Source organism: Bacillus sp. (in: firmicutes), from assembly GCA_017656295.1.
Lineage (GTDB): Bacteria > Bacillota > Bacilli > Bacillales > JACDOC01 > JACDOC01.
Map to the genome: position 1 here is coordinate 1 of JACDOC010000014.1, position 20,050 is coordinate 20,050.

The following is a 20,050-nucleotide window of genomic DNA, read 5'->3' on the forward strand; positions in this document are numbered from 1 at the left end:
AGAGAGTACCCTAAAATAGTGAATCCGCTTTCATTGTTAGGGAGAAAAAAACTGCCCACAAATACTTGACTCAATCCTAAATGAAACAATATCTTGTATCATTCGTCTATTAACTATAAAATTGATTTTATATTTCTAAAAGGAAGGGAATCCGATGAAGCTAGTAAAACAATGGATTCAGCATATACGAACATTTTGGAAGAATGCTTACGTAAATAAAATCTTTGTTTTACTTGTATTAACATCGATTTTGTCCGTTTTATTGTTCTTTTATATAGAAGCGAAATCAGCGAATGTGGATGCCTTGAAAAAAGGATTGGCCCAAGCTACGGTGATTTATGACCGAAATGGAGAGCCGGCGAGTAAAATTACGGCAAATAAAGTGGAACCTGTATCTATTGAGAACATTCCAACCTATGTTCAAGATGCGGTGATTGCAATTGAAGATCGACGGTTCTATGAACATAATGGGATTGATATAAAAGGAATCGTCCGAGCGTTTTGGACAAATATTGTTCATAGGGACATTGTCCAAGGTGGAAGTACGATCACTCAACAATTAACGAAAAATGCGTTCCTTAGCTCTGAAAAAACATTTGAAAGAAAACTAGAGGAATTGTTTTTAGCCCGTGAGATTGAAAAACATTACTCTAAAAAAGAAATTTTAGAAATGTACTTAAATCACATCTATTTTGGTAGTGGAGCCTGGGGAATACAAAATGCGGCGTATATTTATTTCGGTAAAGATTTGAAAGATATTACTTTAAGTGAAGCTGCGTTGTTAGCAGGAATCATTAAAGCGCCATCTGCTTTAAACCCATTCAAACATTTCGAAAAGGCCATCGAGCGCCGGAATGTTGTGTTAAAAACAATGTATGAACTCCAAATGATTACAAAAGAAGAGTATGAGACAGCAACTAGTGAAGAAATTGTTCTGAAAGAAAACAGCGGTGACCCGTTAAAAGGAAATTATCCATATTATGTGGATGCAGTCATTAATGAAGCGATTAATAAATACGGTTTAACTCAAGAAGAGTTATTAACAAAAGGATATAAAATATACACGGCCCTGGACCAAAACATGCAAAAAGGGTTAGAAAACGTCTTTGAAAATGATGCCAATTTCCCACAGGGGACGGATGAGCAAATCGTCCAAAGTGGAGCGATTTTAGTAGACCCGCATACAGGTGGCGTACTGGCGACGGTTGGAGGACGGGGCGATCATGTGTTTCGTGGCTACCATCGAGCGACACAGTTAAAAGCGCAGCCTGGTTCCACGTTTAAGCCGATTGTCGTCTATACGCCTGCACTTGTTGAAGGGTATCAAGTGACGAGTATGTTAAAAGATGAACCGATGTCCTTTGGAGACTATACACCTACGAATTACAATGGCAGATACGAAGGGGAAGTCCCCATGTATCTTGCCGTAGAAAAGTCGATTAATATTCCAGCAGTTTGGTTATTAAATAAAATCGGTATTGATCAAGGTTTGGACTATGCAGAAGCATTCGGTTTTCAAATTTCCAAAGAAGACCGAAACTTAGGAATCGCGCTTGGTGGATTACATCGAGGGGTTTCCCCGCAAGATTTAGCTGAAGCGTATGCCGTATTTGCGAATGGTGGAAAACGATATGACAGTCATTTCATTACGAAAATTGTTGCACCAGATGGTACGATCGTTGGAGAATGGAATGAAGAAGCCACACAAGTCGTAGAAAAAGAAATTGCTGACGAAATGACAAAAATGCTCTTAAATGTTGTAGAAACTGGGACAGGTAAAGGGATTCATGTGGATGGTTATACGATTTCTGGAAAGTCTGGTTCCACTCAAGTTCCATTTGCCGAGGTAGATGGAACGAAAGACCAATGGTTTGTCGGCTATACACCTCATCTAGTTGGGGCCGTTTGGTTAGGCTACGACCGAACGGATGAAAAACATTATCTAAAAGGATTAAGTTCGGAAACCGTAGTCCCATTATTTGATCAAATTATGGAAGCTACGGTCATCTATACGCCGAATGATCCGTTTGATGTTCACTCGGTAAATACTTATTTACAAAAAGAGAAAAAAGAAAAAAATCAGTGGGAGAAATGGATAGAAAAGCAAGAAAAGAAATGGAAGAAAAAATTCGAAAAAGGAAAGGACAAGTGGAAAAAGTATTTTGGAGACGATGATGATTAGAGTAAGCCGATTCGATGGGGAACTCGAATTCGAGTTTCCCCTTTTTTGTTCTTTTTAGAATCGCGTCTGAATTTCATTTCGATAAACCATAAGAATAATAATTAAGTTCATCATGTTCATCACCCTGATGGCACTGCAAATCTTTTGTAGAGAACGAAAAATAATAAACAATAATAATTGACAGAAATTTTATTCTTGTGGTAAAATTTACGCATCTTAACAGCAAAGGAGGAATTGTGATGAAAAAGCGACGAATCGTTACTCAGCTTCAACTGAATATCACAATACCTGTACCTTTGCTTGGAAAGTATTTTGAATATTAAAATGAAAAATTCTAAGGGAGATAGGTACAGGTTTATTTGCCTGTGCCTTTTTTGTTCATATTGTGTTTGAAAGCATACTGCAAAAAAGGGCGGTATGCTTTTTGTATTTGTAAATCTTCCATTTATGAACGAAAGGAAGCCTCCCGATGAAAAATGATTTAACAAAAAGAAAGGTGGTCATGAAACATGATTGTATTCACATTTTTAGCAATGAGCGTTTGGGAGATTAATTCGGGCTAGAAAATGTTATCGAGATGATTGGAGGAATATTGGATGTTTCAAGTGTTAGTCCAGTTGCGTTGGTTTTTTCGTGAACATTGGAAACGATATACAATTGCCATTGGGTTATTAATGTGTGCTAGTGTGTTAGAGGTGTTCCCGCCGAAAATTGTTGGGATGGCTATTGATGAGATCTTTGGGCAAACGTTAACGGTGGAGAAACTATTATCTTATATATTTTATCTTCTTTTTGTTGTATTGCTCTCATATGGGCTCAACTACGTTTGGATATACCAATTGTTTGGTGGTGCCCATTTGCTCCAAAGAAAATTACGTACCTCGTTAATGAGCCACTTTTTACAAATGTCTCCTACGTTTTATGAAAAAAATAAAACGGGAGACTTAATGGCTAGAGCCACGAATGATTTACAAGCGATCTCCATGACAGCTGGATTTGGGATTTTGACGTTAATTGATTCCAGTTTTTACATGGGAACGATCCTTATATCGATGTGTATTTTTGTTAGTTGGAAGTTGACGGTAGCGGCATTTCTTCCGCTGCCACTCATGGCGGTACTTCTCAAAATGTATGGTGGAAAAATTCATTCGTATTTTACGAAAGCTCAAGATGCATTCGGTCAATTGAACGACCGAGTCCTGGAATCAATCGAAGGGGTTCGGGTGGTTCGTGCATTTGTACAAGAACGAAAAGATGAAGAGCGTTTTCAAGAAATGGCGAATGATGTATACAACAAAAACGTGTCCGTCGCCAAAGTGGATGCATTAATCGAGCCAACGATTCAAGTCGTTATTGCGTTAAGTTATTTCATCGGTTTAGGGTATGGAACGTATTTAGTGATTCGTCAAGAATTGACGTTAGGAGCGCTCATTTCGTTCCAAGTATATTTAGGGATGTTGATTTGGCCAATGTATGCCATTGGGGAATTAATCAACGTGATGCAGCGTGGTCACGCGTCTTTAGAGCGGGTAGAAGAGACGTTGTCTACAAAAGATGTCTTAGAGTCTCCTGTCCAACCTGTCGTTATTCCGTCCATTACATCGATTGAATTTCGTCAATTTACGTTTCAATATCCAACGGCGACCACCCCGCAATTAGTAGAAATTTCTTTTTCTTTAAAGAAAGGGGAAACGTTGGGGATTGTTGGAAAAACGGGAAGTGGTAAATCGACGCTTCTTAAACAGCTTTTACGAGAGTATCCAGTCCCTTTGAATCAACTATTTGTATCAGGGGTTCCGATTGAGAAAATTGACCGGTCCTCTTTCAAGCAATTGCTCGGATACGTTCCGCAAAACCATGTGCTTTTTTCAAAAACGATTAAAGAAAACATTCTTTTCGGAAAACCTGAAGCATCGGATGAGGAAGTGATGGAAGCGATACGTTTAGCCGCATTTGACCAAGACTTACAAATGTTTCCTGAAGGTTGGGAAACGCTTGTCGGTGAAAAAGGAGTCGCTTTATCCGGAGGACAAAAACAACGGCTTTCCATTGCTCGAGCTTTAATTAAAGATCCTGAATTATTGCTGCTAGATGATGCATTATCAGCGGTAGATGGAAAGACGGAGGCGAAAATCATTCAATATATTCGCCAAGCCAGAAAAGGAAAAACGACCATGATTGTTACCCACCGCTTAACAGCAGTTGAGCACGCTGATCGGATTATCGTCTTGGATGATAGTAAAATTATCCAGGAAGGAACCCATCATGAGCTTATTCAACAGGACGGTTGGTATAAGGAGCAATATATTCGTCAACAAGTGAAAGGGTTAGAGGAGGGGAGAGCGTGAAAACCGTTAAACAACTCGTTGCTTATGCATTGAAATTTAAAAAAGGATTAACGCTCGGCATTTTTTTTATTGTTTTATCAACCATTGCGGAATTAACCGGTCCTTATCTTATTAAAACGATGATTGATGAACATGTGATAGGTGTTGAAGGGCCATGGTATGAAACTGAAACGGATGAACAGGCGGTATATTATGACGGTTCGTGGTATACAAAAAAAATAAACACCCCCTCTTCCAAAGAAATTAGTATCGTTCAAGTGAACAATCAATTTTATTTTGTTCCACAAGCGATCGTGTGGGAGGGAAAACGATCGTATAATAATGGCGAGCTTGTCGTAATTAATGAAAAAAATAAGTTCGAATACCCAGCTTCACCATTATCACTAAATGAATTAATTTTATTTTATAAACCTGAAGTTCCATCCATTATGTTTTACTTACTTACCTATTTGGTCTTGATGGTGATTTCGGCGGCATTTGTTTATGGGCAACGCTACCAATTACAAAAAACGGCTCATCAAATCATTCGGAAAATGCGAAACGATGTATTTCAACACATTCAAACGTTACCGATTCGATATTTTGATACGACACCGGCTGGAAAAATCGTGGCTCGAATTACGAACGATACGGAATCAATTCGTGAATTATTTGTGACGGTTTTAGCGACCTTTGTCACGAGTTTTATTTACATTGCTGGGATTTATGTGGCGATGTTCTTGATCGATGCCAAGTTAGCTGCTGTTTGTTTGTTGTTACTTCCAGTTTTGTATGTGTGGATGATTGTATATCGTAAATTTGCATCAACTTATAACAAAGTCATTCGCTCGAAAAACAGTGAAATTAATGCCAAAATTAATGAATCCATTCAAGGGATGAAAATCATTCAAGCGTTCGGAAGAGAACGTTGGATTCAACATGAATTTGAAAAATTAAATGAAACGCACTTTCGTTATCAAAACAAGCTATTAAACTTAAATGCATTAGCGTCCCACAACTTCATGACCATTGTTCGCAATGTAACCTTCGTAGCGTTCATTTGGTATTTTGGTCATGGTGTTATAGATGGTCATATCGTTACATTAGGGGTGCTCTATGCGTTTGTTGATTACATTAACCGATTGTTCCAGCCGCTAACTGGAATTGTAAATCAGTTTGCGAATATGGAAAAAGCATTTGTATCAGCTGAACGTGTTTTTGACATGCTTGAAGAAAAAGGAACCTCTGTTTCAGACAAACGAATTCCTCGATACAAAGGAAACGTTACGTTTGAACATGTCTATTTCGGTTATAAAGAGGGAGAAACGGTGTTAAAAGATATTTCATTTAAGGTAAAACACGGTGAAACGGTCGCCTTAGTAGGCCATACCGGTTCAGGAAAAAGTTCGATTATTAATCTGCTTTTCCGCTTTTACGATTATCAAAAAGGACGAATTTTCATTGATGGTGTGGATATTAAAGAAATTCCAGTGCAAGCATTGCGCGAACATATGGGAATTGTTCTTCAAGACCCGTTTCTTTTCACCGGTACGATTGCATCCAATGTGACGTTGAATCATCCAAACATCTCAAGAGAGAAAATGGAACAAGCATTGCGGGATGTCGGGGCAGAATCCATACTTGCCCATTTAGAAAACGGTTGGGATACCGTCGTCAATGAAAAGGGAAGCACGTTATCGGCTGGACAAAGACAGCTCATTTCGTTTGCACGGGCGTTAGCGTTTGATCCATCGATTCTTATTCTTGATGAAGCCACATCGAACATTGATACAGAAACGGAAGCAATCATACAACAAGCGATGGATGTATTAAAAAAAGGACGCACGACATTCATCATTGCTCACCGTTTGTCTACTATTAAAAAGGCAGATCAAATTCTCGTATTAGATAAAGGGCAAATTGTCGAGCGAGGGACGCACGATGAATTAATGAAGTTAAAAGGAAAATATTATCAAATGTATCAAATGCAGCATGCAACATTTGAGTCGGTTTCCTAACCAATGATTGAAGTTTAAAACGAGCCTGATGTGTAGGCTCGTTTTTAATTATGCTATAATTTATTCATCATAAATGAAGGAGTTATTTTATATGATTAAACAGATTGCTACCGTTGCTATTTATGTGGAAGACCAGCAAAAAGCGAAAACGTTTTGGACGGAAAAAGTAGGGTTTGAAGTCGTTGATGACCATCCAATGGGTCCTAACGCTTTTTGGTTAGAAGTGGCTCCTAGAGGTGCGGAAACTCGCTTAGTTCTTTATCCGAAAGCAATGATGCAAGATGCAGATTCGAAAAAAGCATCGATCGTATTTCAATGCGAGGACATTATGGGGACATATGAAAAATTAAAAGCAAATGGTGTTGAGTTTTTAAGCGAACCAAAAGAAATGCAATGGGGAAAGTTTGTCCAGTTTAAAGATGAAGACGGAAATGAATTTCTATTAAAAGAATAGTAAAAGAAGCAGGTTCAAGACAATGAGCCTGCTGTTTTTTTATGAACAAGGTGATTGTTGTTGGAAATCGAAGAAGTTAACATGTCCTAAAATCCGATAAATGTGTCTCAATTTAAAAAAATGAACCTGAACCCACGCAATTCTTTCTATGTAGGAGGTAAGCACTAACCGAAACATGTACCGTAATGTTCAAATACACATTCCACAATTAGAATGTATATAGGCCATGGAAAAATAGAAGAGTAACGACCGATGTTTATGTAAAACATATGACTAGTGATAAGCAATCTTTTTAGTTGACATTTTATTTAAAACAAAGTAAGATTGCTTTCGTTACTAAATAATTAATTCCGATAAGTTTAATGGGGGTTTAGAGCATGAAACGTTTCAAATGGATTTTCGCTTTAGCTCTTGGTTCCATGTTGGCTCTTGCAGCATGTGCTACGAATAATGAAGAAAATGCTCAAGTAGACAACGGAACAGAAGAAGCTTCTTTGTACGATAAAGTAATGGAAGAAGGTAAATTATACATCGGTACGGAAGGAACATACCCACCATTTACGTTCCACGAGGAGTCTGGTGAATTGACTGGATACGACGTAGAAGTGGCGCGTGAGGTTGCGAAACGTCTTGGCGTAGAACCAGTATTTAAAGAAACACAATGGGATGCGATGTTCGAAGGATTAAATTCCAAGCGTTTTGATTTGATTGCCAACCAAGTAGGTATTCGTGAAGATCGCTTAGAAAAATATGATTTCTCAATTCCGTACACGGTTTCATCAGCTGTTCTTGTAACAAATAAAGATAGCAACATTTCTTCATTTGAAGAAATTAAAGGATTAAAAGCGGCCCAATCTTTAACAAGTAATTACCGTGACATTGCGGAAAGCTATGGTGCAGAAATCGTTGGAGTTGAAGGATTAAGCCAAGCAGTTAACTTGCTTGAAACAGGTCGTGTGGATGTAACCATTAACGACAAATTATCGATTTTAGACTATTTAAATAAGAAGCCAGATGCGAATATTAAAATCGCAGCAACGGCAGAAGATGCTGCCGAAAGTGCTTTTATGTTCCGTAAAGGAAGCGATAAGTTGGTAGAAGAGGTTAATCGTGTATTACAAGAAATGATTGATGACGGCACATTAGCAAAAATCTCTGAAAAATGGTTTGGTGAAGATGTATCTAAATAACATTTTCCAAAATCCTGACCGGATGTTGGACATTTTTACAAGCTCCCTTGCTCCGATGATAGAGGGAGCTTTGTATTATACGATACCTCTAACCATCTTATCGTTTTTCTTTGGAATGATTCTCGCAATCCTAACAGCACTCGCACGCTTATCGAACATTAAAGTCTTGCGTGGGATCGCTAGAGTCTACGTATCTGCGATTCGTGGGACCCCGCTGTTAGTGCAATTATTCATTATTTTTTACGGACTTCCTACGTTAAATATTGATATGACACCATTTCCAGCGGCCATTATCGGTTTTTCATTAAACGTTGGTGCGTATGCATCGGAAATCGTTCGGGCATCGATATTATCGATTCCAAAAGGACAATGGGAAGCAGGATATTCCATAGGGATGTCTCATTCGCAAACGTTAAAGCGTATTATTTTACCACAAGCAGCACGGGTATCCATCCCTCCGTTGTCAAATACGTTTATTAGTTTAGTAAAAGATACGTCATTAGCATCATTAATTTTAGTGACCGAGATGTTCCGAAGAGCACAAGAAATTGCGGCTATGAACTATGAATTTTTACTTTTATATTCTGAAGCTGCCTTGCTATATTGGGTCATTTGCTTCATTTTAACGATCATCCAAGATCGCATGGAAGCAAGATTAGATCGCTATGTGGCGAAATAATCCTGTAAAAGGAGTTTGACCATGATTACCATTCGAGGATTAAAAAAACGTTTTTATTCATTAGAAGTGCTAAAAGGCATTGATTTAGACATCCCAAAAGGAAAAGTCGTAGTTGTCATCGGACCGTCTGGTTCAGGGAAAACTACGTTTTTGCGCTGCTTAAACGCCTTGGAAACGCCGGATGCAGGGGAAATTACCATCGATCATGTTCATATGAATTTCGAACAGAAAATTTCCAAACAGCAATTGTTACAGTTCCGGCGTCAAACCGGTATGGTGTTTCAGCAATACAACTTGTTCCCGCACATGACCGCACTCGAAAATGTAATGGAAGGACCGGTTACGGTTCAAAAAAAGAACAAAGAAGAAGTTCGTGAAAAAGCGATTCAGTTGCTTACTAAAGTCGGTTTAGGGGACAAGATCGATTATTATCCATACCAGCTTTCCGGTGGCCAACAACAACGTGTGGGCATTGCCAGAGCTCTAGCAATGGAGCCGAAAGTGATGTTATTTGATGAACCAACGTCTGCCTTGGACCCTGAGCTCGTTGGTGAAGTGTTAAAAGTTATGAAAGACTTAGCTAATGAAGGAATGACCATGGTTGTTGTTACACACGAAATGCGCTTTGCGAAAGAAGTGGCGGACGAAGTATTGTTTATGGATGGCGGATATATTGTCGAACGCGGGAAACCAGAGCAAATTTTTAATCACCCGCAAGAAGAACGGACAAAGCAATTTTTACAAAAACTCCAATAACGATAGAAAAAACGGCTTCCGACCGGACGCCGTTTTTATTTTTATCGAGTTTAACAAATAACGAATCAAATTTTTGGTCTTAAACACTAATTCTACAGTCTGTATTAAGATAAAAGATAATAACCTAAATAAAAATAATTGACAAGTAAAATCTAGTTAAGATATGATTAAAGTGTATTAAATGTTTAAACTTTTAAACATAAGAACAAAAGAGGGAGGCGCTTGGAAGATTCATCTATTCGTATTCATCGTGCGTGTATTCCATTATTCGAGGCTTTGAGTGATATTCATCGGCAGCAAATTATTTTACTGCTTACCGAACATGACAAGCAGACAGTAAATGAAATTACTAAGCATTCACATTTGTCGCGGCCGGCGATTTCTCATCATTTAAAAGTACTGCGTGATGCTGGACTAGTGGCTGTTAACCGAAAAGGAACACAGCGCTATTACTCTTTAACCATTGATAGAGCTCTGCAATTATTGAAGGCGTTTATTCAAGCAGTAGAAAATTGTGACTGAGTACACGAACAATATTTTTTTACCATATATGTTCAATTTTTTAAACACATAAAAATTTAGGTAGAATAAAGGAGGCCTAAACTATGAGTAAAGGAACGGTTCTTATTACAGGAGCTTCCAGTGGAATAGGTTATAAATTTGCGGAGCGTTTTGCTAAAGACCAGTATAATATTGTTGTTATTGCCCGAAGTGAAGATAAGTTAAAATCACTAAAAGAGAAGCTTGAGTCGCTTTATGGAATTACAGTCTATTCGTATACAAAAGACTTATCCCTTCAAGAGGAAGTGAATGATTTATACCAACAACTTCAAAACGAAAACATAGAGGTGGATATTTTAATTAATAACGCTGGTTTTGGTTTGTACGGAGAATTTGTTCAAACCGATTTAGACGAAGAGTTGAATATGATTGATTTAAATATTAAAACCCTTACCCAATTAACTAAACTGATTGTGAAAGATATGGTCAAACGAAACAAAGGAAAAATTTTAAACGTGTCATCCACAGCTGCCTTTCAACCAGGTCCGTTAATGGCGGTATATTATGCGACGAAAGCGTATGTCCTTTCGTTCACCGAAGCTTTGGAAAATGAATTAAAAGGCACCAATGTAACAGTGTCTGTTTTATGTCCTGGACCAACGGCAACCAATTTTACTAGCCGGGCGAAACTAGGTGAATCCAAGCTGTTTAACCGAGGTGTCATGAACGTTGATGATGTCGTCAGGATTGGGTACGATGAATTCATGAAAGGAAAAACCCTCATTATTCCTGGATTTAAAAATCGTTTTCTTGCGAATAGTGTTCGCTTTTTACCACGAAAAGTTGTTACTTCGGTCGTTCGAAGCATGCAGGATCGTCGTGTACAGTAAAACAAAGAATAAACCCTTCTCTATTTATTTTCCTCATAGAGAAGGGTTTTTCTTATTTTCTGTCAAAATATTAGTAGATAAAAAAATACAAGGAGGAGAAAAAATGGAAATTCAAGTTGTCACCTTGCAACCAAAAAAAGTGGTTGGAATCGGATGGACAGGACCTTATTCAGAATTGCATCATATTCCTAAGCTATTTGATGAGTTGGCAGGGCGCGAACAAGACATACAAAAAAGAAAAGGGACGTCCTATATTTGTCCGTTTCATGACCGGAAAACAGATTTCACCTATTATGTAACGGTAGAAGTAGAAGCTTTTGACCGTGTACCAGAGGGAATGGTAGCGCTCGACCTACCAGCTCAAACGTATGCTTCAACAACGTTTCATGGACACGCCAAAGATGTTCAAGAAGCATATGTTACTGTCTTTCGCTGGATGGAAGAGCAAGGGTACAAGAAAGATTATCATGCACTCAGTTTAGAAATTTACCATGAAGAAGATGAGGACATTAATAGGTCAGAGGATGAACGAAAATTTGATTTGTATGTGCCGTTAATAAAGTGAAGTTGACCCCTTGAAAAAAAGGTCATTTTTTCTTTATGTTTTCGCTACGAAAAAATAAGGTATCAACCCAATTTTTGTTCAATGAGTACCTGTTTATTTGACTATTTGAACCAATTTCGAGTTATTTGCACCAGTATGGCCTTTATTTGCACCCAACTGGGTTTTTTATGAACCGATTTCAAACTTGCACCTAAAACTGTTAATTTGCATTTCAATATCCATTTATACACCACTGTTATGTACCACTATGTGCATTGTTTCGCATTTCCCTACAGCAAGTAAAGTTCCCCACCTTCCTTCACCTTAGCACTCCAACCTGAAAGTGTTTATAAAAAATCATTCACGGAAATACAATAAAAAGATGGATTTTTAGGAGGGATGGCAGTTGAATGAACGGATTGAACGAGACACATTAGGGGAAGTGCGGGTTCCTGCAAATAAGTATTGGGGAGCGCAAACCCAGCGAAGTTTAGAAAACTTTCGAATTGGAACTGAAGTGATGCCGCTTGAAGTGGTATATGCGTACGCATTAATAAAAAAAGCCGCGGCAGAAGTGAACTTTGCCTCCGGACTGCTTTCGGAAAAAAAGAAAAACGCCATTGTGGCCGTTTGTGACCAAATTAACAGTGGTCAATTAGACGCACATTTTCCGTTACGTGTTTGGCAAACGGGAAGCGGTACGCAAACAAACATGAACGTTAATGAAGTGATCGCGTATTTAGCGAATGAAAAATTACGTGCAGAAGGTCACTCGGAAGTTGTGCATCCGAACGATGATGTGAATAAATCGCAAAGTTCTAACGACACGTTTCCAACCGCGATGCATATTGCGATTTTTCGACAACTTCATGAACAATTTATTCCGGTAGCCAATTCTTTAATAGAGACGTTAAAGAACAAAGAACAACAATTTGCCCATCTTGTAAAAATTGGACGAACCCATTTACAAGATGCGACACCGCTCACTCTTGGTCAAGAAATTAGCGGTTGGCGCTATATGATAGAAAAAAGCAAAGAAATGGTGGAACAGGCAGCCGAGCAGCTGTTAAGTTTGGCAATTGGCGGTACAGCTGTTGGAACAGGGCTCAATACTCCACCTCAATTCGGTCAAAAAGTAGCCGAAAAACTGGCGGAATACACGGGTTATTCGTTTTATTCGTCTCCGAATAAATTTCACTCTTTAACAAGTCATGATGAAATTGTTTATGTTCATGGGGCATTAAAAGCGCTCGCAGCAGATATGATGAAAATTGCGAATGATATCCGTTGGTTAGCAAGCGGACCGAGATGTGGAATCGGAGAACTCCAAATCCCTTCAAACGAACCTGGAAGTTCCATTATGCCAGGGAAGGTCAATCCAACGCAAAGTGAAGCGATCACAATGGTGGCAGTACAAGTTTTCGGAAATGATGCCACCATTGGATTTGCAGCAAGTCAAGGAAATTTCGAGTTAAATGTTTTTAAACCGGTCATTGTCTATAATGCTCTTCAATCTATCCGTTTATTAGCTGATGGCATCCGCTCGTTTCATGAAAAGTGCCTGAAAGGTCTTGAAGCAAACGAAGAAGTGATTCAAAAAAATGTGAATCGTTCACTTATGTTAGTTACGGCGTTAAATCCTTATATCGGCTATGAAAATGCGGCGAAAATCGCGAAGTTTGCGTATGAAAATGGAATTACGTTAAAAGAAGCGGCACTACAACTAGGACTCGTTACCGAAGAGCAATTTGACCAGTGGGTGAATCCTGCTACTATGATCGGTAACAATAAAAATGAGTAATCTAATAAAAACCCCTGATGAATCATCAGGGGTATAGCCATTTCATATGCAATTGTCTATTCGTTATTGTTGTTGAAATCCGCCTAATTGTTGTTCAGCCATTTGAACGAGACGTTTAGTAATTTCGCCACCAACTGAACCGTTAGCACGAGATGTAGCATCTGGTCCTAATTGTACACCAAACTCTTGTGCAATTTCATACTTCATTTGGTCAATTGCAGCTTGAGCACCTGGAGCTACTAATTGGTTAGAACTACGGTTTTGATTTTGGTTTTGTAATGGCATAGGTTGTCATCTCCTCGTTGTAAAATTATAAATGGTTGGGCTGTTGCTGGAATTGCACCAGCTTGCAAATCAAGTGACTTGCAGCCTAGACTTGGCTTAGCCCAGCGATGAAATTATTTTTGCTTTGTTTAATCAATAGTTTGGATGCATTCATAAAAAGTATGCGCTTTTAAATAACGGTAAATTGTGGGTTTTTTAACGTTGTATAAATCGTTCATTCGTTTTGTAAAATAGAAAAAAAGAAAGTGGTGACGAGCGTGTTGCAATGTCCATTATGTAATGGCTTGTTTCACTTTACTCCACATTGTCAAGAATGTGGCGGACGAATGGACGATGTAGGGAGAATAGAGGATTATTTAGACGACTACAGTCCGTATATGGAACAACACCATACGAGTTTCAACCATTGTACGCATCTTTTTCAATGTCAAGTTTGCCGTGAAGATACCATTCATATGATTCCTCTACAAGAGGTGAATCAATCACATTTTAGTGAATAAAAGAAGAAAGCTGCCTTAATTACAAGGCAGCTTTTGGTGTATTGATTAGTTTTTCGCACGAATACGTTGTTCCGTTTCTACATCAAAGAAATGTGCTTTATTCATATCAAACGCTAGCTGAAGTTTTTGTCCTGCTTTAATATTGCTACGAGAATCGATACGAGCAACAAGATCTTGGCCGCTCACTTGACCGTAAATCGTTAATTCCGCTCCAGTTAATTCTGCAACATCCACATGAATGTTAACCGCTGTGTTTTGAGAAGACTCAATAAAGACTGGCTCGTCATGGATGTCTTCAGGGCGAATACCTAAAATGACTTCTTTACCGACATAATTTTCCCCACGAAGCACTTTCATTTTACCTTCTGGGACGGCTATTACTGTATCTCCCATAACAAATTGACCGTCTTGTAATGTTCCATTAAAGAAGTTCATCGCAGGTGAGCCGATGAAGCCTCCAACAAATACGTTTTCTGGATTTTCATACACTTCTTTAGGAGTTCCGACTTGTTGAATCACACCGTCTTTCATCACGACGATCCGCGTAGCCATCGTCATTGCTTCTGTTTGGTCATGGGTTACATAAATCGTAGTCGTTTGTAAACGCTGATGTAATTTTATGATTTCAGCACGCATTTGAACACGAAGCTTTGCATCTAAGTTGGAGAGCGGCTCGTCCATTAAGAATACTTTGGCATCACGAACAATCGCACGACCAAGGGCCACCCGCTGACGTTGACCACCAGATAACGCCTTTGGTTTTCGATCTAAATACGGCTCGAGTCCTAAAATTTTCGCCGCTTCCCGAACACGACGATCAATTTCATCCTTCGGGAACTTTCTTAACTTTAATCCGAATGCCATGTTATCATATACCGTCATATGTGGATAAAGTGCATAGTTTTGGAATACCATTGCAATATCACGATCTTTTGGCGGGACATCGTTTACGCGCTTTCCATCGATATAAAAATCTCCTTTTGAAATTTCTTCAAGTCCTGCGATCATACGTAATGTTGTTGATTTTCCGCATCCAGAAGGGCCAACGAAAACGATGAATTCTTTATCTTTAATATGTAAGTTGAAGTCTTTTACAGCAGTAACATTTTTATCGTAAATTTTGTACACATGCTCAAGTCTCAATTCAGCCATGCTTTTATCCCTCCAACCTTTTGTTACAATTATTGTAAAGAAGACGAAAGCGTTTGCATATGGACAAGGTGCACAAAAAAAGCTATTCTGTTTCTGGCAGTTTGCTCAGTTCATCATGAAGAATAGCAAAATAAACGGTGAATGCTCCTGTAAACGTTTTAATATCAATACCGGATTTCTCAATAAACTTATCGATGCGATATTGTAAGCTGTTCCGGTGGATATATAATTCTTTTGCCGTTAAACTGGCATTCGATTGATTTTCAATATACGTTTTTACAGTTTTATGCAAAGTTTCATCTTCTTTTAAAATGGACATGACCGATGAAAAAATGGTTGCCCGAATGGATGGAGGAATGTGGTCCATGAGAAACATGGGGACAATTGATTCAAATGTGAGAAGTTTATGATCTACATGTTCTTTTGCCCACTGAAATAGTTGTCGTTCGGCTTGAAAGTTTTGATGTATATACTTATTTAACTGAAAAAAACGGCCAAAATAAAACCGAACATTAAAGAAAAAATCCGTTTCTAAAATGGACTGTAATGATGATAGATCCTGTTTCGACATAGCGAGAGGTGACAGCGGCTCGACAATAATTCCTTCATTTGGAGAGATAAATAATAGTTCTACGTTTGGGGTCACCGCATTTCGTATCGCATCTATGATGTCGTGTAATTCGTAATCGTGCGAAGAAATGTAAAATTGAACAAAACGAACAGCTTCCATGTCCATCGGCTTTTGAAAGTCAGATCCTTGGAATAGTAGTTGATACCATAGGTCGGCGTTTGCTGTTCCGACTAGGGACATAGGAAAGGTATATCGATTAAATAGCAATTGAAGTAGTTCGCGTTCATCTTGAGACAAATCTTTTTTCGGAATTCCAAAATAAACGTTTTCTTCTGATGAGAAATACCATTCGTAATCATTGGCAAAAGAAGGTGAATTCGTTTGAATAAGTATATTTGGAAACCGTTGTTTCAATCGGTGAATCATTGTCATTTCTCCTTACTTTGTTCTATTCCTATTATAGCAATTGAAAGAAAAATGAGGAATTCACTCAACTCGTAGACACCATATGATTTGAAAAAAGAGGACACAATAGTATACACTTGGGGGTAAGGAATGATAAAGAGTGAGGGATGATGAATGGAATATTCACAAGATATAAAAAATCGCTTGCGCCGGTTAGAAGGTCAAGTCCGAGGGGTATTACGTATGATGGAGGAAGAAAAACATTGTAAAGATGTGGTGACTCAACTTTCTGCTATCCGTTCAGCTGTTGACCGCTCCATTGGCCTAATTGTCGCCAAAAACTTAGAAGCGTGTATTCGTGAAGCGAATAAAAAAGGGACGAATGCAGAAGAGGCGATTCAAGAAGCGGTGCAAATGCTCGTAAAAAGTCGTTAAACCAAATCAAAAAATAGGATGCTCACACAAATTGTGAGCATCCCATCTTAAGCTTGTCTCGGTGGTTCTTCAGCGGTAATATGAACGGCTTCTTCGATATTAGCGGCCGTATCTAAGCGATGAACGGATCCTCCGCACATTCCTTCATTGACCATACGATCAATATCGAAATAGGCCTTATCTCGCCCTTCATATTTGGTGTCATCTAAAAATTCATAACGATTTTGATTATCCTTCAAATGATATCCCCCCTACACGTTAGTTTCTTTGGAATTCTTACTATTCATGCAATGAAAAAATTATCTATTATGAACCGTCATATACATGAAAAAGCATTAATTCGTGAATATGCTTTTTGATCTCTTCTTCTTTTTCTGGAACAGCTGTTTCCCACTCAATTTGCCCATTTTGATGATAAATCGCTTCGTATTTTTTTCCACGATAATAAAACGAAATATGCCATCCAGGTAATTTTTGATTGTACAGTGATTGGTATTGAAAATGCAAAATCATCTATATTCACCTCACGATTATTGTAAACTTTTCGGAAAAGTCGAACAACTTTTTTGCCCGTATAACCATCTCATTTGCGTTAAAGAATAATCTAACCGTATAATTAAAAGTTGGTTGTATGTATTTAGGTTATAAGGAAGGTTGTTGATACGATGGAAGTCGTGTTGATGATATTGTTCATGATGGTGATTGGGGCGATGATTGGGGGATTGACAAACTCATTAGCGATTAAAATGCTATTTCGCCCGTATCGGACGTATTACATAGGGAAATGGCGTGTTCCTTTTACTCCTGGACTAATTCCGAAGAGAAGAGGAGAATTAGCGGAACAATTAGGTCGAATGGTAGTCGACCATTTACTTACACCAGATAGTCTAAAGAAAAAATTAACCGACAAAGCGTTTCAAAAAGAAATTCAACGATGGTTAGCGAGTGTGGCCGAGCAGTGGATTCAATCGGAGAAACCGATTGAAGATGTGTTCACTCGTTTTGGCTTTACCGATTCTAAAAGAAAATTGCATTTATGGCTCGAACGCTGGACAGATCAAAAAATTATTCACTTTATAGAAACGAATGGAGACCGTGCAATTAAGGAGGTGCTCCCAAAAGAGTGGGTGGCTGTTCTTGATCAGAAAGTACAGTCTTTTACCCCGTTTATTATACAAAAGCTTACTGCTTTTTTTGAAAGCGATAAAGGAAAAGAAAAGATTCAACAAATGGTTGATGACTTTTTAAAAGAGCGAGGCATGTTAGGAAACATGCTGCAAATGTTTTTAGGCAATATGTCATTAGTAGATAAAATCCAACCGGAAATAACTAAATTTTTCCAAAATGATGGAACGAAGCATTTAATTTCGGAACTTATTGAATCCGAATGGAATCGAATGAAAGATAAGTCTATAAATGAATGGCTTGCTTCCTTTGATCATCAGAAAATATATTCTTCGGTGAAAGAAATCGTATCTTCAACGGTTCAAATCGATTGGATGTTGGACAAACCTGTGTATTCTGTATTGGCTCCATACGAAAAAACGATTCTTGATGTAACCGTTCCATCGGTTGTGACTCAAGGGACTAGCTGGCTCACAGCGAAAATTGAAAATATTATTCAAACATTAAGATTGCAAGAAATTGTAAAAGAACAAGTTGAATCCTTCTCTGTTGAGCGTTTAGAAGAAATGGTGTTATCGATTTCGAAAAAAGAATTTAAAATGATTACGTATTTAGGGGCATTACTTGGTGGAATTATCGGTTTGATACAAGGCCTTATTGTCTTTTTCCTCACATAATGGTCGCATATGCTCGAACTTTTTCGCATAGTTTGTTATAGTGGTATGGAGTTTAAAAAAACTGCTTTTTTTGAAAAGTTCTCTTCTTGTCTAGGGGAGAACGTATGTAAGGAGGAAAAAGAATGTCCAATCATTTGTATGACATAGCGTATGGATTAGAACGTGCGCTACGTCAAAACGAAGACTTTTTAAAATTAAAAGAAATGTACAATCAAGTACTGGCCGATCAAAACGCTAATGCGTTATTTACAAATTTCCGTGATATTCAATTAAAGCTTCAGCAAAAGCAAATGACCGGTCAAGAAATTACATCTGATGAAGTTCAACAGGCACAAAAAGCAGCTGCACTTGCCCAACAAAACGAAAAAATTGCTAAATTAATTGAAACTGAACAACGGATGAGCTTCATTATTGATGATTTAAATAAAATCATTATGAAGCCGTTAGATGAATTGTATGGAAATATTCAATACTAAAAAATGTTTCATATCTCTCTTACCTGTAAAATGGTGAGAGAGATTTTCTTTTTTTCGAATATGGTCAATCAGTTCTATGAATGGCTTTCAATACATAAACGTATTAAAAGAAAAGAATTTCATCTTTATGAGGAGGAACAACCATGATCTACAGGATGTTAGCGTTGAATGTGGATGGAACGTTACTACAGACGAACGGTCGTTTAAATAAATCTACAAAAGAAGCGATTCAATACGCCCAAAGTAAAGGCATTTATGTAACGATCGTTTCTTCCAAGCATTTTCTTGCCGTCAAACGAATTGCCAAGTCATTGAAAATTGATAACCATTTAGTTACCCATCAAGGGGCTTACATTGCATCTGAACTTGAAAAACCTATTTTTGTCCGTCGGTTAAGTGATCAAACGGTAAGAGACCTTGTCCAACTAATCGATTCCTATCCGTGCCAAATTCGCCTCATTCATGAAAAACACGCTCTAGCAACGAATCCTGAAAAATCAAAGCCTCTCCTAGCAAAATCCATTTTCACCCCAGCCATTTCCTTTTTCTATTCGATTAAGTACACTGATACAATACTAGAGGATTTAGAGACCCAACCGATGGACGCTTGCCAACTTGAAATTGCGTTCCATTCCAAAAAAGATTTACACGAATGTCGACGAATGGTAGAGAACTCGTTTCATGAAGTGGATTGCGTTCTTTCCAATGACCATCAGTTACACATCGTGCCAAAAGGAATCAGTAAGCTGCGTGGATTAATGTATTTATGCGACCGATTAGGCATGACCATGTCGGAAGTAGTGATGATTGGTTCAGGATTAGATGATCAACCATGCATCGAATGCAGCGGTTTAGGAGTCGCTATGGGGGATGCACCGCAGGAAGTGAAGCGTTCAGCCGATTGGATTACGCGCTCAGCAGATGAAAATGGAGTCGCGTATGTGGTAAAAGAACTGTTTCGTAAGCAACAACCGATTGAATTTTTGAAGAAGTTGAACGTGATAAAAAAGTAAACATACATGAGATAAAAAGCTATGTTTCCCCTTTTCTTTTAAAGGGGGTTTTTATTTAGCGATATCCTC

The 20,050-nt window shown here is 38.3% G+C and carries 21 protein-coding genes; 16 read left to right on the forward strand and 5 right to left on the reverse strand.

The window, feature by feature from the left end; translation table 11 throughout:
- The first annotated feature begins 154 nt into the window (after positions 1-154).
- From H0Z31_11165 to fumC, 11 genes are all read left to right on the forward strand, one after another.
- Positions 155-2,182, forward strand: a complete 2,028-nt coding sequence (locus H0Z31_11165; protein MBO8178000.1) for a penicillin-binding protein 1A — start codon at positions 155-157, stop codon at positions 2,180-2,182.
- Positions 2,183-2,778: 596 nt separating this feature from the next.
- Positions 2,779-4,530, forward strand: a complete 1,752-nt coding sequence (locus H0Z31_11170; protein MBO8178001.1) for an ATP-binding cassette domain-containing protein — start codon at positions 2,779-2,781, stop codon at positions 4,528-4,530.
- Positions 4,527-6,527 carry an ABC transporter ATP-binding protein gene (locus tag H0Z31_11175; GenBank protein ID MBO8178002.1) on the forward strand — a complete coding sequence of 667 codons (2,001 nt, stop codon included), beginning with the start codon at positions 4,527-4,529 and terminating at the stop codon, positions 6,525-6,527. The genes H0Z31_11170 and H0Z31_11175 overlap by 4 nt, the downstream gene beginning before the upstream one ends.
- Positions 6,528-6,618: 91 nt before the next feature.
- Positions 6,619-6,981, forward strand: coding sequence for a VOC family protein (locus tag H0Z31_11180; protein ID MBO8178003.1), 363 nt, complete (start codon positions 6,619-6,621; stop codon positions 6,979-6,981).
- Between the two features lie 377 nt (positions 6,982-7,358).
- On the forward strand, positions 7,359-8,171 hold the full coding sequence (locus tag H0Z31_11185) for an amino acid ABC transporter substrate-binding protein (protein MBO8178004.1): 813 nt from the start codon (positions 7,359-7,361) through the stop codon (positions 8,169-8,171).
- Entirely contained in the window at positions 8,158-8,850 is a 693-nt protein-coding gene (locus H0Z31_11190) for an amino acid ABC transporter permease (GenBank protein MBO8178005.1), read from the forward strand. The genes H0Z31_11185 and H0Z31_11190 overlap by 14 nt, the downstream gene beginning before the upstream one ends.
- A 21-nt stretch (positions 8,851-8,871) precedes the next feature.
- Entirely contained in the window at positions 8,872-9,606 is a 735-nt protein-coding gene (locus H0Z31_11195; GenBank protein ID MBO8178006.1) for an amino acid ABC transporter ATP-binding protein, read from the forward strand.
- A 222-nt stretch (positions 9,607-9,828) separates the two neighbouring features.
- The gene (locus tag H0Z31_11200; protein ID MBO8178007.1) at positions 9,829-10,128 is read left to right on the forward strand and encodes a winged helix-turn-helix transcriptional regulator; all 300 of its coding nucleotides are present in this window, start codon (positions 9,829-9,831) and stop codon (positions 10,126-10,128) included.
- A gap of 83 nt (positions 10,129-10,211) precedes the next feature.
- Positions 10,212-10,997, forward strand: a complete 786-nt coding sequence (locus H0Z31_11205; protein ID MBO8178008.1) for an SDR family oxidoreductase — start codon at positions 10,212-10,214, stop codon at positions 10,995-10,997.
- 103 nt (positions 10,998-11,100) lie between these two features.
- Entirely contained in the window at positions 11,101-11,562 is a 462-nt protein-coding gene (locus H0Z31_11210; GenBank protein MBO8178009.1) for a GyrI-like domain-containing protein, read from the forward strand.
- 385 nt (positions 11,563-11,947) lie between these two features.
- Positions 11,948-13,342 carry a class II fumarate hydratase gene (fumC, locus tag H0Z31_11215; GenBank protein MBO8178010.1) on the forward strand — a complete coding sequence of 465 codons (1,395 nt, stop codon included), beginning with the start codon at positions 11,948-11,950 and terminating at the stop codon, positions 13,340-13,342.
- A 63-nt stretch (positions 13,343-13,405) separates the two neighbouring features.
- Here fumC and H0Z31_11220 read toward each other — a convergent pair whose 3' ends face one another.
- A complete protein-coding gene (locus H0Z31_11220) occupies positions 13,406-13,627 on the reverse strand; it encodes an alpha/beta-type small acid-soluble spore protein (protein MBO8178011.1) in 222 nt (73 codons plus the stop codon).
- Positions 13,628-13,884: 257 nt separating this feature from the next.
- On the opposite strand from H0Z31_11220, the gene H0Z31_11225 reads away from it, so the two are divergent.
- Positions 13,885-14,127 carry a hypothetical protein gene (locus H0Z31_11225; GenBank protein ID MBO8178012.1) on the forward strand — a complete coding sequence of 81 codons (243 nt, stop codon included), beginning with the start codon at positions 13,885-13,887 and terminating at the stop codon, positions 14,125-14,127.
- Positions 14,128-14,172: 45 nt separating this feature from the next.
- Here the strand turns inward: H0Z31_11225 and ugpC are convergent, their stop codons facing one another.
- Together ugpC and H0Z31_11235 are read right to left on the reverse strand one after the other, a co-directional pair.
- Positions 14,173-15,279, reverse strand: coding sequence for a sn-glycerol-3-phosphate ABC transporter ATP-binding protein UgpC (gene ugpC / locus H0Z31_11230; protein MBO8178013.1), 1,107 nt, complete (start codon positions 15,277-15,279; stop codon positions 14,173-14,175).
- Between the two features lie 82 nt (positions 15,280-15,361).
- Complete coding sequence (locus tag H0Z31_11235) at positions 15,362-16,276, reverse strand: helix-turn-helix domain-containing protein (GenBank protein MBO8178014.1); 915 nt, start codon at positions 16,274-16,276, stop codon at positions 15,362-15,364.
- 153 nt (positions 16,277-16,429) lie between these two features.
- Here H0Z31_11235 and H0Z31_11240 point away from each other — a divergent pair, with 153 nt between their 5' ends.
- A complete protein-coding gene (locus H0Z31_11240) occupies positions 16,430-16,690 on the forward strand; it encodes a metal-sensitive transcriptional regulator (protein ID MBO8178015.1) in 261 nt (86 codons plus the stop codon).
- A 47-nt stretch (positions 16,691-16,737) separates the two neighbouring features.
- On the opposite strand, the gene H0Z31_11245 is transcribed toward H0Z31_11240, so the two are convergent.
- Positions 16,738-16,929, reverse strand: coding sequence for a hypothetical protein (locus tag H0Z31_11245; GenBank protein MBO8178016.1), 192 nt, complete (start codon positions 16,927-16,929; stop codon positions 16,738-16,740).
- A gap of 67 nt (positions 16,930-16,996) precedes the next feature.
- Positions 16,997-17,203, reverse strand: coding sequence for a DUF5342 family protein (locus H0Z31_11250; GenBank protein ID MBO8178017.1), 207 nt, complete (start codon positions 17,201-17,203; stop codon positions 16,997-16,999).
- A 152-nt stretch (positions 17,204-17,355) separates the two neighbouring features.
- On the opposite strand from H0Z31_11250, the gene H0Z31_11255 reads away from it, so the two are divergent.
- The 3 genes from H0Z31_11255 to H0Z31_11265 all read left to right on the forward strand — a co-directional run bounded on the left by H0Z31_11255 (position 17,356) and on the right by H0Z31_11265 (position 19,981).
- Complete coding sequence (locus H0Z31_11255; GenBank protein MBO8178018.1) at positions 17,356-18,492, forward strand: DUF445 family protein; 1,137 nt, start codon at positions 17,356-17,358, stop codon at positions 18,490-18,492.
- 122 nt (positions 18,493-18,614) lie between these two features.
- Positions 18,615-18,968 carry a YlbF family regulator gene (locus tag H0Z31_11260; GenBank protein ID MBO8178019.1) on the forward strand — a complete coding sequence of 118 codons (354 nt, stop codon included), beginning with the start codon at positions 18,615-18,617 and terminating at the stop codon, positions 18,966-18,968.
- Between the two features lie 143 nt (positions 18,969-19,111).
- Entirely contained in the window at positions 19,112-19,981 is an 870-nt protein-coding gene (locus H0Z31_11265; protein MBO8178020.1) for an HAD family phosphatase, read from the forward strand.
- Positions 19,982-20,050 lie beyond the last annotated feature (69 nt).